Here is a 14,107-nt window from a genome sequence, read left to right on the forward strand (position 1 = left end):
CTGTGTAGACTCCATGATATTGCCTCTACTTGGCAACTGAGGGACTCTGGCCACCCCAAAGAGGTGATGGACTTCCAAATGGGCTATACATAAATCTTCATTAAGAAAGATGTGGGTAATGGATAGCCTTTTTAAGGGGGGTTGGGGGGGATCTGAACTGTTTGATGATACTCAGATTGGGCTAAAGCCCAACTACGAACTTGCTACCTTGCCCGCCCGGCTGGGGGGGATCTGAACTGTTTGATGAGACGCTGATTGGGCTAAAGCCCAACTACGAACTTGCTACCTTGCCCGCCCGGCTGGGGGGGATCTGAACTGTTTGATGGCACGTCTGTGGGGCTAAAGCCCAACTACGAACTTGCTACCTTGCCTGCCCGGCTGGGGGGGATCTGAACTGTTTGATGAGACGCTGATTGGGCTAAAGCCCAACTACGAACCTTTTCCAGTCAGAGTCTGGAAGGAGTCCCCCCTCACTCCCGTGAGTTGCGCTCGCGCCACCACCGGCGAAAATCAGCCGCAAAAACCGGAAACGGGCGAACCTGTGTCCACCGGCTCAGCGGCGGAGGCAGCCATTTCAGCCACCCATCGCGCCCCCAAGGAGCCGCCAGCGCCTTAAACAGCTGCGAGCAAACCCTGTAAAGCCAGCCCCATCCGAACAGCAGCGCACTCGCCCGCACGCCCAAATCCAGCGCCGCCGGCGCAACCGCCCCTTCCACCGCATCCCCTTCCACAGCGCGACGCCGCAAATGCAGCAATATATTCGGAATCGGAATCTTTACCGGGCAAACATCAGCGCACGCCCCGCACAGGGAGGAAGCGAAAGGCAAATCAGCAGCAACTTTACTCCCCAGCAATTGCGGTGCCAGAATTGCCCCAATCGGACCCGAATAAACCCAGCCATAGGCGTGCCCGCCAACATGATTGTACACCGGACAAACATTCAAACACGCCCCGCAGCGCACGCACAGCAGCGTCTCCCGCGCTACCGGATCTGCCAGAATTTTACTGCGCCCATTATCCAGCAAAACCAAGTGGAATTCTTGCGGGCCATTTTCCCCTTGCGTGCGGCGCGGGCCGGTGATAAAAGAAGTGTAAGTAGTAATTTTTTGGCCGGTGGCGCTTCTCGCCAGCAATTGCAGCAACATAGTCAAACTTTCCCAGTCCGGCACCACTTTGTCAATCCCCACCACCGCCACATGCACCGGCGGTAAAGTCGTGCACATCCGCCCGTTCCCTTCATTGCTCACCAGCACCAGAGTGCCGGTTTCCGCAACCAAGAAATTCCCCCCCGAAATTCCCATATCAGCGGCGAGGAATTCTTCCCGCAACTTAGCGCGGGCAATTTCCGCCAGCAGCTGCGGATCTGCCGGCACCTCCACCCCCAATTTTTCCCGAAAGATTTCCGCGATACCCTCCTTCGTCAGGTGAACTGCCGGCACAATAATGTGCGACGGACCAACACCCGCCATTTGAATAATATATTCCCCCAAATCCGTTTCCAGCACCCGCACACCGGCAGCTTCCAGAGCACGGTTCAGCCCCACCTCTTCCGTGGCCATACTTTTGCCCTTAACCGCCCGCTTTACCCCGTGTTGCGCCGCAATTTCCAGCACAGTGCGCCGCGCCTCCTCCGCATCCCGCGCCCAGTGAACATGCCCTCCCGCTTGCGTCACCCGCTCTTCCAACTGAGCTAAATAGAAATCCAGGTATTCTAGCGCGTGCGAGCGCACCTCGCGAGCAGCTTGGCGCAATTCCTCCCAGCGCTTCTCCCCAATTTCTGCCACCACCGCCGCCCGATTTCCCAAAAAGCGCCCAGTCGCCTTCTGCACCGCCACCGGCATCTCGGGCGGAACCCGCTGCGTATTAGCGCGAAAGTCAATGCGTTCCTTAATCTGACTCATTGCTACTCTCCCTTTCTTGCCAGAATTTCAATCAAGTGCATCGCCCGCACCGGCGAATTAACTTTGCTCAAACCGCCGCCAATATTCATCAGACAGCCCGCATCTCCCGCCACCACCACCTGAGCGCCGCTCGCTTCAATATTGTGCACCTTTGCCTCCATCATCGCTTGCGACACCTCCGGATACAGCACGCTAAAAACGCCCCCAAACCCGCAGCAAGTTTCCTCCTGCTCCAAAGGAATCAATTCCAGCCCCCTAACCGCCTGCAGCAATTGTTTTGGCTCGTCGCGCCCGCCCAGCGCCCGCAGCAAATGGCAGGAAGCGTGGTAAGTGACTTTGTGGGGAAAATACGCGCCCACATCAGTTATTTTTAGCTCTTCAACCAGAAATTGGCTGAACTCAAAAGTGCGGCTAGCGACATCCCGCGCCCGCTCGTATTCCCGACTTCCCGAGGGGAAAATTTCTGGATAGTGGTGCTTTATCGTACTGACACAAGACCCAGAAGGCGATACAATATATCCTTCCGTCTCCCCAAACACCTGAATCCACTGGCGGGCGATATCCCGCGCCCGGTTTTGGTAGCCGCTATTGTAAAAAGGTTGCCCGCAGCAGGTTTGCCCTTCCGGGAACTCGCACTGAACCCCGAGCCGGTCCAGCACCGCCACCATATCTTTCAGCACCCCAGGAAAGAACTGTTCTGCCAAGCAGGTGATGAACAGTTGCGCTTTTACAGCCATCGTTTAGTTTCTCTGGCAATTGAGGTAACATCACCCTATTATAGCAGGAGTGATAGCCACAAACTAGCTGAAAATCTAAAGATACTCTAAAGAATCTCGATCTCCCCTGGCGGGCTGGGAGCGGCGTGCGTTAACAGTGCTGATATGCCGGTTGAAAAAAAAATCAAAATTCAGGCACCTCATATCTCCTCATTATCTCCGCATAATGCTTAATAATCACCTCAGCCGAACTTCCCACCCACTCCCCAACTTCTACCACACTCACCCCAGCTTTAATACATTCGGTGATAAAAGTGTGCCGCGTGTGGTACTGCGAGCGATAGTGATCGACCTTCCCTTCCCGCACCAAGCGACTGACGATGCCTTCTATATACTGCCCATGCACTGTCGTCCCTTTCCAGCATAGCGCATTAAAGGTGTGGGTGTTAATTTCTCTGCCGGTTAAAGAAGTAAAAACCAAGGCTTCCTCATTTAGCCAGCCCCAAGGGTCAATTGACTGCAAAAGTTCCTGCAGAGAAGCGTTGCAACGGAAGATTCGGGGCTTGTGAGTTTTCGTATCCTTGCGAATCTTTTTAGAAGCAGCCCAAACCACCGCCTCCGAAAAATTAATTTGCGAGCAATCCTCACTGATATGCTTCCACTGCAGCGCCACCGCCTCAGAAGTCCGGCAACCTGTCGCAAACAAAAATTTCACAAAATCGGTGTAGTGGCAGTACGTTTTATGCTCCTGAAATCCCTGAATAATCGCATCCCGCTCCGCGCAGGTAAAAGGGTCAATATCCCTTTCTTGTTCCACTATCTTTATTTTGTGAGCCATCCCCCTGAATGGGTTATCGTCAATCAGTGATAGCTCACAAGCCCAATTGCAGCAGGCATTTAACTGTGTTATAATTCGTTTGGCTCGGTAATCCGAGTTGTGCTCTAGGAGGTACTGAAAAATTTCCTCCGCATCTTCTACTTCCTGAAAAGGAATTTTTCTGAGATGATTGGCGATATTATCGTAAGTAAGCGTCTCTGTGCTGGCAGCAACGTGAGGCTTCCGGTGCTCTGTGTAACCCTCCCACAGTTCCAGCAGGGGAGGCGCATTCCGCTGAAAGCCTGCCGGTTTTGCCGGCGCTAAATTTGCATGCTGCCGGTATTTAACTAGACTGGGATCGAAGTTACCTGATAGAATATCTGACTCAACCTCTCTCGCCTTAGACTCCGCCCACAGACGGTTTTCTGGAGTGTCAGGCAAATCAGCAAAGGTTAAGTATCTTTGCTTGCCGGCATAAACTTCACGGGGAAGACGCAAGCGCAACTTACCCTTACAGGATTCCCACTCAACTGAAATTTTGCCAGATTTTTTTGCTCTGCCCATAACTGCAGCCCTGACTGTCAAGTGCTTTTATCTCACACTATAACAGTTAGGGCACAGTTGTGGCATCCATCTTTATTCTTAATTTTGGTACGGAGAGGGAGGGATTCGAACCCTCGTTGAAGTTACCTTCAAACTGCATTTCCAGTGCAGCGCTTTGAACCGCTCAGCCACCTCTCCAGAGGCAAATTAGACTATTTAGTTTATTTTTTCGCCCACAGGAATATTATCGTAGCAAACCACCGGCAGCTTGGCAAGGGGTTTGGGAAAATTTTTTTTTCGGCACCGGCAGCCCTGGCCAGGTGGGCCGAAAGCCCAATGCCAGCCGGTGGGGCTAAAGCCCAACTACAAACGGGTAGGGCTAAAGCCCAACTACAAACGGGTAGGGCTAAAGCCCAACTACAAACGGGGGCCCGCCGGCTGGATCTGGGCCCCGGTTTTGTCGTACCCTCTATACAGACCAATAACTGAGCTAAGCCCCCGTGAGGCTGAGCGAACCCATGACCCAATCGTACACCATCAAAATTCACCACCGGCAGACCGGCAAGCAATACGTCGTCCAAGTGCCAGAAGATCGCTACATCCTGCACAGCGCCGAACGCCAGGGCTTGGATCTGCCATTTTCCTGCCGGAATGGGGCTTGCACCAGCTGTGCGGTGCGCGTCAAAGCCGGTGAGCTCTACCAGCCCGAGGCAATGGGGCTGTCTGCCGAACTGCGCCAGCAAGGCTACGCCCTGCTGTGCGTCAGCTACCCCCGCTCCGACTTGGAAGTGGAAACCCAAGATGAGGATGAAGTCTACGAACTCCAGTTTGGGCGCTACTTTGGCAAAGGCAAGGTGCGGGCGGGATTGCCCCTAGATGAGGACTGAGGCATTTGGACACCGGCGGTGTGGCGTTGCAAACTGGAAGGAGGATTAAAACTTTGGACACTCATGGAAAATCCCCTCAAACTCCCCCTCGCCGCTGGCGGGGTGGGGGTTGGGGTGCCGGGTTCTTCATCCGGCGAATGTCCAAAGCTGGCTGTCTGCTGCTGATCCTCTGTTTGCTTCTGGCGAGCTGCGCCGCACCGGCAGCGCCCCGAGGCGTGACAGTCTCAGTGGAGCGTGCCGTGAGCGGGCAACTGTTACAGATTGCCGGCAATCCCCCGCAGCAGGTGCGGCTGATTGGGATTGAGGCACCGGATTTCAAGCAGCACCCCTGGGGGCTGGAAGCCAAAAAGCGGCTGGAGGCGATGATTGACAGCCAGCCGGTGTTGCTGGAATTTGATGTCCAGGAGAAATTTTGCTATGACAGCCGGTGCCGGCAATTGGCTTATGTCTGGCGAGAGGGCAAACTCCTCAATGAAGAGCTGGTTAAACAGGGTTACGCCCTAGCCGAGCCGCGATCTCCCAACGTCAAATATACTGAACGCTTGGCGCGCGCCCAAGAATGGGCCCGACTTATGGGAGAGGGGATTTGGAACCCTGACAGCCCGATGCGCCTGGAGCCGGCTGAGTTTCGCCGCCAGACTCGATAATTGTAAATTGTCAATTGTAGATAGGTGCTTCCGTGACTGTGAACCGGCATACCCCTGAACAGCTGCTTTCCTTCCTGGATATCGCCACCGAGGCGGCGTGCGCTGCCGGTGCGGTGCAGCAAGCCTATTTGGGCAAATTAGAAGACATTCAAGAAAAAGGGCGTCCGGGGGATTTGGTCACCGCAGCGGACAAAGCCTCGGAAGAGGCAATTCTGGCCGTATTGCGGCGTCATGTACCCGCACACGCGATTTTGGCAGAGGAAAGCGGTGCCCTGGGGGACACTAACAGCGAATACCTGTGGGCGATTGACCCCCTGGACGGCACCACCAACTACGCCCACCAGTATCCCTTCTTTTCGGCATCAGTAGGATTGCTGATTGACGGCGTTCCCCAAGTGGGAGCGATTTTCGACCCGTTTCATAACGAATTGTTTCGCGCCGCCAGAGGGCTCGGTGCAACCCGCAACCGCCGCCCCATACAGGTTTCTCAAACAGCGGAGTTGGGCAAGAGCTTGCTCGTCACCGGCTTCGCCTACGACCGGCGGGAAACCGCAGATAATAATTATGCCGAGTTCTGCCACCTCACCCATTTGACCCAGGGCGTGCGGCGCAGCGGTTCCGCGTCGCTGGATTTGGCTCACGTCGCCTGCGGGCGGCTCGACGGATACTGGGAGCGGGGGCTCTCCCCTTGGGATATCGCCGCCGGTGTGGTATTGGTAGAAGAAGCAGGCGGACGGGTGACAGCCTACGACTGCAGCCCTTTGCAAATCGGCTCCGGACGGGTTCTGGCCACCAACGGCCACCTTCACGACCGCCTGAGCAAAGAATTGTTACAGGTTCGCCCTCTAGCATCGTGGGGTGTTACAGTCCCCTCGGAAAATTACTAATGCAGGGGTGAGGGCAGGCGCGATACATTAGAAGGAATTGAACGGCAGCGAAGGGGGATGGCGCACCATGTCTTTTTCAATTGAGCGAGGTCTATTTACGTTTGACTTCACCGACTACCACGCCATTTTAGGCGTGCCGGTTGGTGCGGAGTTCAATGAAATCCGCAAACGCTATCTGAAAATTGCCCGCCGCCTGCACCCTGACAGTTGCAAGGCTGAAAGCGAAGCGGAAAAAAAGCTGGCTAGCGATTTTTTTTCCAAGCTGGTGAGTCCGGCTTACTCGAAATTTTCAAACGAGCGGGAGCGGGCAGAATATACTGTACTGCTGGGGATGATTGGCAAGCGCGTCTTGCAGGAGGGAGCTAAAATTCAAATTCAGAGCGATTTGGCTAAGCAGCTCTCTCAGGCGAGCGAGTTGGAGAAAGCCTACAAAACTTTAGTGGGCAACCTGGCAGAACATCAGTATGAGTCTCTGGCAAAAAGCCTGGAAGCGATCGCCCAAATCAGTGAGCTGAATATGGTTTACTTGATGCGGAAAGAGAGTAAGGGCGCAGTTGCGGGACCTGCCTCGCAAACGAAGCCGCAGGCACCGGCAGCAGCGGGGGCTGCACCGACTCGCACCCCAGGAGCTTCCCCAGCCGCCGCACCGCCCTCCCCGCCGCCCGCCGCTAAGGCGGAATCGCGCGTGGCTGTCTACTACAGGCGGGCTGAAGAGTGGGTGGCGAGCAAAAATTTCGCCCAAGCGACTCTGGAGTTGAAAGACGCTCTGAAAATAGAGCCGAAAAATAGCCGGTGTCACGGAATGCTGGGGATGGTTTATTTGAAGCAAAATCAGCCGGCAATGGCAAAAGTTCACATTAATAAAGCCCTGGAATTGAATCCCTCTGAGCCGGTGGCGCTAGAAGCTAAGAAACTCCTGGCAAAGCCGGCGGAGAAACCAGCCGGTAAGGGGTCACAGCCCCCAGCGAAATCCGGCAAGCCGGAACAGCCAGGAGGCGGTTTCTTTGGCGGTTTATTTGGCGGTAAGAAAAAATAATGGTTCATCAACCACCTATGGGCGCGAGGGATTTACTCCCCCTCGATGTCGCTCAAAAATACTGGATTGAAGAGCGCTTGCGGCAAGTTTTTCGCCGCTGGGGCTATCACTGGATTATTACTTCGACTCTGGAACGCCTCGATACCCTAATGGCTGGGGGCGCTATCGAGCCCTCAACGGTCATCCAGGTGTATGATGAGGATGAGGTGCTGGGGTTGCGCCCAGAACTGACTGCTTCCATCGCCCGCGCCGCCGTGACTCGCATGGCGGGCGCGACTTATCCGCTGCGCCTCTATTATATTGCCAACGTGTTCCGCAGGGCGGGGGAGCGGATTCACGGCGGACAGCAGGAGTTCTACCAAGCTGGAGTGGAACTGCTGGGGGCGGGCGGTTTGATGGCGGATGCGGAAATTCTGCTGCTGCTGTCTGACTGCTTGCAGAGTTTGGGGCTGAGCCGGTGGCGCGTGATTTTAGGAGAGGCGGGGCTGATGCGATCGCTGCTCTCCGCTTTTCCGCCGGCACTCCAAGATACCGTGCGCCACGCGATCGCAAATCTCGACCGCGTGACACTGGAAACTCTCCCCCTGTCCCCAGAACTGCGGGAGCGAGCCCTGCTGCTGTTCGATTTGCGGGGACGCCCCGCTGACGTGCTGCAGCGCGTTGGCAGTTTGGAGCTTGACGCACACCAGCGGCAAATTGTCAATACCCTGAAATCGCTAATTGAGTTGCTTGAGGAGTGCTCGCCGGTTGACTTGCCGGTGATTCTGGATTTGAGCTTGATTCAGACTTTCGACTATTACACCGGCATCGTGTTTGAAGTCGTCAGCGAGACAGAAGGAGGGCAGCGCGTGCTCGGGCAAGGCGGGCGCTACGATAAACTGCTGGGGCTGTACGATCCCCAAGGGCAAACCGCACCGGGAATTGGCTTTTGCCTGAATATCGAAGAGTTGCAGCAAGTGCTGCAGCCCACCGGCAACCTTCCTGACGATACAATACCTTGTGACTGGCTAGTGGTGCCGGTGACTCCCCACGATGGCGCTGCAGCCTTCGCCTACGCCCAAAAGCTCAGGGGAAGCGGTGAGTTAGTGCGGGTGGAAGTGGAATTGGGGCTGCGGGATGAGCCCGAATCCCTCCGCGAATACGCCCAGCGCCGGGGGATTAAGCGGATTGCCCGCGTCAGGAGTGCCGGCGATCCCGAAATTGAAACGTTGAGTTAAAGATAATATTAGGTGCCACCCCCGCACCTAATTAACAACAGCTGAAAAAGGAAAAACACTGTGCCGCACACGATTGTTACTGATGTTTGTGAGGGCGTCGCCGATTGCGTCGGAGCTTGCCCTGTCGCTTGCATTCATGAAGGTCCGGGCAAGAATGTTAAGGGAACTGACTGGTATTGGATTGATTTCGCCACCTGCATCGACTGTGGAATCTGCTTGCAGGTCTGCCCAGTAGAAGGCGCGATTGTTGCAGAAGAACGCCCTGAATTGCAAAAAACACCGTAGATAAACCTAAAGCCTCCCTTCCGGGGGGCTTTGGGACAGCCTCAAAAGATTTATAGAGTTTCTCAGTTGAATGAACTGCGGCCCAGTACCTCACTAATATGAGAGAGGCTATATAGCAGTATGCACTTAGGTTAGAACATTAGACCTTCAGGGGGGGCGGGACGCCTGCCCTACGTCTATATAGCAGTAAGCATTTAGGAAACCTACATTCCGGCCTCCTTTGCTCCCTCGCTCCCGAAGCTCCTATTGTTCTCACGAATATGACTGCTGCTATACAATGTCAGAAGCCGAAAAGTATCCCTGACATTCAGGACGGTATTAAAGCGCTAGCACTGTAAAAAGCAGCTTGCTTTAATTTTTCTGGGTTCAGATTTGACAGATAGCCGGTTTAGCGGCTATCCTTATTAAACCCACAAGTGTTGAATCTTAACAATTCGACATAAAAAAAGCGCCCAAAACGTGCTATGATTTGGGCTACGGTCAAATCAATCCTGTTAATAACCTGTGCTCAACTCATTCTCTAAGATTGTCCAAAATCGTTTGGCTTCTTTGCCTAAAAATGATTATCCTGTCCTTAACACCCGCTTGTTTATGTCCATATGGTTGAGCTATGCAATGGATAAAAGCTTGACCAGTATGAGAGATATATTCAAGCGACTAAATGGAACTGGCTATGAGCTAGATATTTCAACTTTCTCCAAAGCTAATGCGTCCAGAAGTCAAGAGCCATTTCTGAGACTTTATCAACAACTTAATGAGGAAATTTGCCGTCAAAAAAGCCTTCAAAAATATGAGCTGTGTCCTATTGATTCAACTGTCATTACTCTAACGAGTAAATTGCTATGGCTGCAAGAATACTACCAAGTAAAGCTTGTTAGCTCCTTAAATTTAACCACAGGAGTTCCAGAAGAAAACTTAATAAATTTTGGATACGACTCTGACTACAGATATGGAAAAGAGATGTTAGCTAGTTTGCCCCCAAACGGTGTAGGGGTAATGGATCGGGGCTTTTCTAGTTTAAAATTTTTACGGCTCGCCCAGCAGTCAAACAAGTATTTTGTCTTGCGCATACCTAACAACTACAAACTTCAATTTTCTGAAAATAAGGGGCAGTTTCTAGTTGGGACAGGCAAGGACTCAGGAATATATAGAGTTGTTAACTTTTGCGATCTTGAAAAGCGTGCTGAGTATAGATTGGCCACCAATTTGGAGCGGGCCGAAGTCTCTGATGAAGAGCTTATGGAAATCTACAAATATAGGTGGCACATAGAGTTGCTATGGAAGTTTCTTAAAATGCACCTTAAGTTGGATAAGCTGATTACTAAAAATGTAAATGGTATAGCTATACAAATTTATGTTTCGCTGATAGCTTACCTGATATTAAAGATAGTAGATATTCCTAAAGAATGGGGGACTACGCTACTAGATAAACTCCGCTATCTTCAATGTTGTATGTGTCAAGAAATCAGCTATGTCCACTGGATAGAACGACTTCTCTCTGGCTAAGCATTTTTACTCAGGGCAGGATAAATGTAAGCTAAAATGTAAAGTTTTGTGACAGAATTCAACACTTGTGTATTAAACCCACATACCGGCCTGCCTTCTTGGCGTCCTTGGCGTCTTGGCGGTTAGAAAACACCAACCATCAAAGATTCAGATTTGACAGACAGCCGGGTTAACTGCTATCCTTATTAAACCCACATATCGGCCTGCCTTCTTGGCCTTCTTGGCGTCTTTGCGGTTAGAAAAATCCCCCCATAAAGGTTCGTGAATTGACAGCGAGCCGGTGAAAGTGCTATCCTAATTAATGCCCACATACATATCTGCCTTCTTGGCGTTTTTGGCGTCTACCCTGCGGGAAGCCGCTTGTGCGTCTATGGCGGTTATAAAACTCCACCCCCAGCACCTGCAAAGCATCCGCGCTCATGCCGAAAGCACCTATCCCGAAGAGTGCTGCGGTTTGCTGCTGGGCGCAATCAGCAGGGATGAGAAAACAGTCCGAGAAGTAAGGCCGGCTCCCAACGCCTGGACTGCCGAAACTGCTGAAGAGCTGTCAGCCGACGCCTCCTTGACAAAAAAGCGGAGATATGTTATTGAGCCGAGATCGATGCTGGAAGCGCAGCGGGAAGCGCGGAACCGGCAGCTAGTCATTCTCGGTTTCTATCACGGGAGCATCCCCGTTGTGCAAAGAAGCCCAAATGAATGCGACAATGATTTCAGCAGGGGGTAGGAGCGGATGATTTTTGGCCAGCTGAATCCCGGAAACGGGATTGAAACTCTATCACAGCCATCCCGACAGTCGGGCCATTCCCTCAGAGTGCGATCGGGAATACGCCTGGGCAACCTACTCCTATATTATTGTCGAAGTCCGGCAAGGCAAAGCCGGCGATATCCGCAGCTGGTGCCTGGATGACGCCCGCCGGTTCGAGGCAGAGGAAATCCTCACCGGCACCCTGATAGAGAAAGAATTCTAAAAACTGCCGGCCAACAAAGGCAAGCGGATTTAGATAAGATAATATTCCGCTCTCCGCTAGCTAGACTGCTATGCTCAATCCGAATCTCGACGAGATCCAGCTGACAAAAGAAGAATACGAGCGATACTCGCGCCACCTGATCCTGCCGGAAATCGGACTGGAAGGGCAAAAGCGCCTGAAAGCCTCCAGCGTGCTGTGCGTGGGCACCGGCGGACTCGGTGCGCCGCTGCTGCTGTACCTGGCAGCTGCCGGTGTCGGGCGCATTGGCATCGTAGATTTCGATATCGTAGATCGTTCCAACCTGCAGCGCCAAGTCATCCACGGCACATCCTGGGTGGGAAAGCCGAAAATAGAGTCCGCTAAAAACCGGATTCTGGAGATTAATCCCGACTGCCAGGTGGACTTGTACGAAACCCGCCTGACATCCCAGAACGCCCTGGATATCATCCGCCCCTACAATATCATAGTGGACGGCACCGATAACTTCCCCACCCGGTATCTGGTCAACGACGCCTGCGTGCTCCTGAACAAACCCAACGTCTACGGTTCCATCTTCCGGTTTGAAGGGCAGGCGACTGTCTTCAACTACCAAGATGGCCCGAACTACCGCGACCTGTATCCCGAACCGCCGCCACCGGGGATGGTGCCCTCCTGCGCAGAAGGCGGCGTTTTGGGGATATTGCCGGGGATTATCGGCGTCATCCAGGCGACGGAAACCGTCAAAATAATTACTGGTGCCGGCACCACCCTCAGCGGACGCCTGCTGCTGTACAACGCCCTGGATATGAAGTTCCGGGAGTTGAAGCTGCGCCCGAACCCGGTGCGACCGGTGATTGAGAAATTAATCGACTACGAGCAGTTCTGCGGTATTCCCCAAGCTAAAGCAGAGGAGGAGAAACAAAAGATGGAAATCCCTGAGATGACGGTGCGCGAGCTCAAGGAACTAATTGACAGCGGTGCGAATGATTTCGTGCTTGTCGATGTTCGCAATCCCAACGAGTACGAGATTGCTAAGATTCCCGGATCGGTGCTGGTGCCGCTACCCGATATTGAGCGCGGGGAAGGCGTGGAGAGAGTGCGGCAATTGCTTAATGGGCACCGGCTGATCGCTCACTGCAAGATGGGCGGGCGATCGGCCAAGGCCCTGGGCATCCTCAAGGAAGCCGGTATTGCCGGTACGAACGTAAAAGGCGGGATTGCCGCTTGGAGTCGGGAAATCGACCCCTCTGTTCCTGAGTATTGAATCCCCAGCAGGGTGCTACCGCGCACTCTACAGCTTGTGGACAGCTCACACCGGCGCTCACCCCACACGAGCGCCGATTTCTTTTGTGCCGGCAGCTCTCGGACAGAGATTCCACGGCAGAACACCGGCATCACAGCAGGACAGCCGGTTTCCTGATGGACATCCTCTGGCATGGCATCAGTGATGCCGGCGGGGGGAGCGGGCTTTTTGACAGTGGCAGCACCTGCGGGCTAGCTCTCGTCTTTCTATGCCGGCCTCGCCCCAAGCTGCCGGCAGAGCTTTAAGCTTGTAGATTTTACATTGGCTCTCCCTGCCAAACTGGCACCCTTCTCAGTGGGTTAGAGAGCCCCGCCGGATGCTGTTTTAGTTGATCCCCGCCAGTTCTTAAACAATTTTACAGCTTTGCTGATTCTTCCCAAATTTTGGGAAATATATAAATAGGGGGTGAGCGGTGGCAGCAGCCTCGCTCCCTCCCTAGGAAAGAATTGAGGATACCGCCATGCTTGGCCCGATCTTGGAAGTCAGACGCCATCAATCATCCCAGTCTTCTACCAGGCTGCCTTGGGAGCGCAGCAGCGCCTCATATCCAGGCTCGACGGTAATCTGCGAGCGCAACACCGCCAATTGCCGGGAGGAAGCCCAGATTGCCGCTCAGTTGGAAGGACTGCCAGAACGGCTTGCTTGCCTGGAGAGCTTTTGCGAAAAGTAAGAGGCTGCTGCGTGCTGGCTTATTGCCTGCGCCTTTAGCTTAGAGTGCCAAACAAACCAGCTCTGCAAGCAAGCCCTGACCCCTCAACCCATTTTGCTGCCGACAGAAATCCTCACCTTCAACCGCAGATTAGAAGCGCGTGGCGCAGCAGGCGGCTCTCCAGGAGGAGGCTCGTGTGATTTTCTTGACAAAGGGAGATACAGCAGTCGCTGCCATACTGGCAGTTGCCACCCCTAAACTGATTGTGGCGAGCGTGTCTTAAAGATTGCGATGCCCGGGTGTCGCACCGCCGGTCTATCTCAGCCTGCTGAATCCCCACAAGGAATCCGTTGCCTGTTCATTAGGTTTTGCGGCACGGCTCCCTCAGTATTACAACTCGCACAGTCTTTTTGCAGGTGCTGTGTTGACTTCGCCCAGTTGCTTTTTGTTATCAAATACAGCATTTTATAGCTTAACACAAAACTAGATAAATTGGCAACATTCTTCAGGGAAAAAGCTGGGGATATGGCCATAGGGTGAGTTATTGAGAGTTTTCTTCCTCTCCTTGAGAGCCGCTCTATAAAATATAGCAGTATTCACTTAGATGAGGACTGTAGGACAGGCGTCTCGCCTGTCCTATGCCTTTTATAGCAGTATGCACTTAGGTTAGTACATGGGCATCATCGCATCATCGCATCATCGCATCACGCAAAAGCTGGTAGGGGCGGGTTTACTATAGCAGCAGTCATATTGGTTAGAACAATAG

At 53.3% G+C, this 14,107-nt stretch carries 16 protein-coding genes and 1 tRNA gene; 13 read left to right on the top strand and 4 right to left on the bottom strand.

What is annotated here, in order from left to right:
• Positions 1-470: 470 nt before the first annotated feature.
• The 4 genes from OSC10802_RS0135340 to OSC10802_RS0135355 form a co-directional block, all read right to left on the bottom strand.
• A complete protein-coding gene (locus OSC10802_RS0135340; protein ID WP_017721485.1) occupies positions 471-1,901 on the bottom strand; it encodes a LutB/LldF family L-lactate oxidation iron-sulfur protein in 1,431 nt (476 codons plus the stop codon).
• Between the two features lie 2 nt (positions 1,902-1,903).
• On the bottom strand, positions 1,904-2,638 hold the full coding sequence (locus OSC10802_RS0135345; RefSeq protein WP_017721486.1) for a (Fe-S)-binding protein: 735 nt from the start codon (positions 2,636-2,638) through the stop codon (positions 1,904-1,906).
• A gap of 163 nt (positions 2,639-2,801) precedes the next feature.
• Positions 2,802-3,998 (bottom strand): tyrosine-type recombinase/integrase, encoded by a 1,197-nt coding sequence (locus OSC10802_RS0135350; RefSeq protein ID WP_017721487.1) that lies wholly within the window; start codon positions 3,996-3,998, stop codon positions 2,802-2,804.
• Between the two features lie 90 nt (positions 3,999-4,088).
• Positions 4,089-4,175 (bottom strand) — tRNA-Ser (locus OSC10802_RS0135355).
• Between the two features lie 320 nt (positions 4,176-4,495).
• On the opposite strand from OSC10802_RS0135355, the gene OSC10802_RS0135360 reads away from it, so the two are divergent.
• From OSC10802_RS0135360 to OSC10802_RS56060, 13 genes are all read left to right on the top strand, one after another.
• Positions 4,496-4,864: a 2Fe-2S iron-sulfur cluster-binding protein gene (locus OSC10802_RS0135360; protein WP_017721488.1), complete on the top strand. Its 369-nt coding sequence runs from the start codon at positions 4,496-4,498 to the stop codon at positions 4,862-4,864.
• 53 nt (positions 4,865-4,917) lie between these two features.
• On the top strand, positions 4,918-5,511 hold the full coding sequence (locus tag OSC10802_RS0135365; protein WP_017721489.1) for a thermonuclease family protein: 594 nt from the start codon (positions 4,918-4,920) through the stop codon (positions 5,509-5,511).
• A 32-nt stretch (positions 5,512-5,543) separates the two neighbouring features.
• Complete coding sequence (locus OSC10802_RS0135370; protein WP_017721490.1) at positions 5,544-6,398, top strand: inositol monophosphatase family protein; 855 nt, start codon at positions 5,544-5,546, stop codon at positions 6,396-6,398.
• 67 nt (positions 6,399-6,465) lie between these two features.
• Positions 6,466-7,434, top strand: a complete 969-nt coding sequence (locus OSC10802_RS0135375) for a J domain-containing protein (protein ID WP_017721491.1) — start codon at positions 6,466-6,468, stop codon at positions 7,432-7,434.
• Entirely contained in the window at positions 7,434-8,651 is a 1,218-nt protein-coding gene (locus OSC10802_RS0135380; RefSeq protein ID WP_026099088.1) for an ATP phosphoribosyltransferase regulatory subunit, read from the top strand. Before OSC10802_RS0135375 ends, OSC10802_RS0135380 begins: the two co-directional genes overlap by 1 nt.
• 60 nt (positions 8,652-8,711) lie before the next feature.
• Positions 8,712-8,936 carry a ferredoxin family protein gene (locus OSC10802_RS0135385; RefSeq protein WP_026099089.1) on the top strand — a complete coding sequence of 75 codons (225 nt, stop codon included), beginning with the start codon at positions 8,712-8,714 and terminating at the stop codon, positions 8,934-8,936.
• Between the two features lie 504 nt (positions 8,937-9,440).
• Positions 9,441-10,442, top strand: coding sequence for an IS4 family transposase (locus OSC10802_RS0135390; protein ID WP_044170133.1), 1,002 nt, complete (start codon positions 9,441-9,443; stop codon positions 10,440-10,442).
• 301 nt (positions 10,443-10,743) lie between these two features.
• Positions 10,744-11,166, top strand: coding sequence for a M67 family metallopeptidase (locus OSC10802_RS56050; protein WP_052334385.1), 423 nt, complete (start codon positions 10,744-10,746; stop codon positions 11,164-11,166).
• Positions 11,167-11,206: 40 nt separating this feature from the next.
• Positions 11,207-11,410, top strand: coding sequence for a Mov34/MPN/PAD-1 family protein (locus tag OSC10802_RS56055; protein WP_255349222.1), 204 nt, complete (start codon positions 11,207-11,209; stop codon positions 11,408-11,410).
• Positions 11,411-11,480: 70 nt separating this feature from the next.
• A complete protein-coding gene (gene moeB / locus OSC10802_RS0135400) occupies positions 11,481-12,653 on the top strand; it encodes a molybdopterin-synthase adenylyltransferase MoeB (protein WP_017721493.1) in 1,173 nt (390 codons plus the stop codon).
• The gene (locus tag OSC10802_RS0135405) at positions 12,650-12,937 is read left to right on the top strand and encodes a hypothetical protein (RefSeq protein WP_017721494.1); all 288 of its coding nucleotides are present in this window, start codon (positions 12,650-12,652) and stop codon (positions 12,935-12,937) included. The genes moeB and OSC10802_RS0135405 overlap by 4 nt, the downstream gene beginning before the upstream one ends.
• Before the next feature lie 215 nt (positions 12,938-13,152).
• Positions 13,153-13,362 carry a hypothetical protein gene (locus OSC10802_RS0135410; RefSeq protein ID WP_017721495.1) on the top strand — a complete coding sequence of 70 codons (210 nt, stop codon included), beginning with the start codon at positions 13,153-13,155 and terminating at the stop codon, positions 13,360-13,362.
• A 139-nt stretch (positions 13,363-13,501) separates the two neighbouring features.
• Complete coding sequence (locus OSC10802_RS56060; protein WP_017721496.1) at positions 13,502-13,624, top strand: hypothetical protein; 123 nt, start codon at positions 13,502-13,504, stop codon at positions 13,622-13,624.
• Positions 13,625-14,107 lie beyond the last annotated feature (483 nt).

Origin of the sequence: Kamptonema formosum PCC 10802 (assembly GCF_000332335.1) — a bacterium.
Taxonomy (GTDB): Bacteria; Cyanobacteriota; Cyanobacteriia; order Cyanobacteriales; family Oscillatoriaceae; genus Oscillatoria.

Excerpts from the sequence above, each read along its gene's own strand:
- OSC10802_RS0135360 (WP_017721488.1), top strand. The coding sequence starts at position 4,496 with ATGACCCAATCGTACACCATCAAAATTCACCACCGGCAGACCGGCAAG.
- OSC10802_RS0135340 (WP_017721485.1), bottom strand. The coding sequence starts at position 1,901 with ATGAGTCAGATTAAGGAACGCATTGACTTTCGCGCTAATACGCAGCGG.
- OSC10802_RS0135380 (WP_026099088.1), top strand. The coding sequence starts at position 7,434 with ATGGTTCATCAACCACCTATGGGCGCGAGGGATTTACTCCCCCTCGAT.
- OSC10802_RS0135345 (WP_017721486.1), bottom strand. The coding sequence starts at position 2,638 with ATGGCTGTAAAAGCGCAACTGTTCATCACCTGCTTGGCAGAACAGTTC.
- OSC10802_RS0135375 (WP_017721491.1), top strand. The coding sequence starts at position 6,466 with ATGTCTTTTTCAATTGAGCGAGGTCTATTTACGTTTGACTTCACCGAC.
- moeB (WP_017721493.1), top strand. The coding sequence starts at position 11,481 with ATGCTCAATCCGAATCTCGACGAGATCCAGCTGACAAAAGAAGAATAC.
- OSC10802_RS0135350 (WP_017721487.1), bottom strand. The coding sequence starts at position 3,998 with ATGGGCAGAGCAAAAAAATCTGGCAAAATTTCAGTTGAGTGGGAATCC.
- OSC10802_RS0135410 (WP_017721495.1), top strand. The coding sequence starts at position 13,153 with ATGCTTGGCCCGATCTTGGAAGTCAGACGCCATCAATCATCCCAGTCT.
- OSC10802_RS56050 (WP_052334385.1), top strand. The coding sequence starts at position 10,744 with ATGCCCACATACATATCTGCCTTCTTGGCGTTTTTGGCGTCTACCCTG.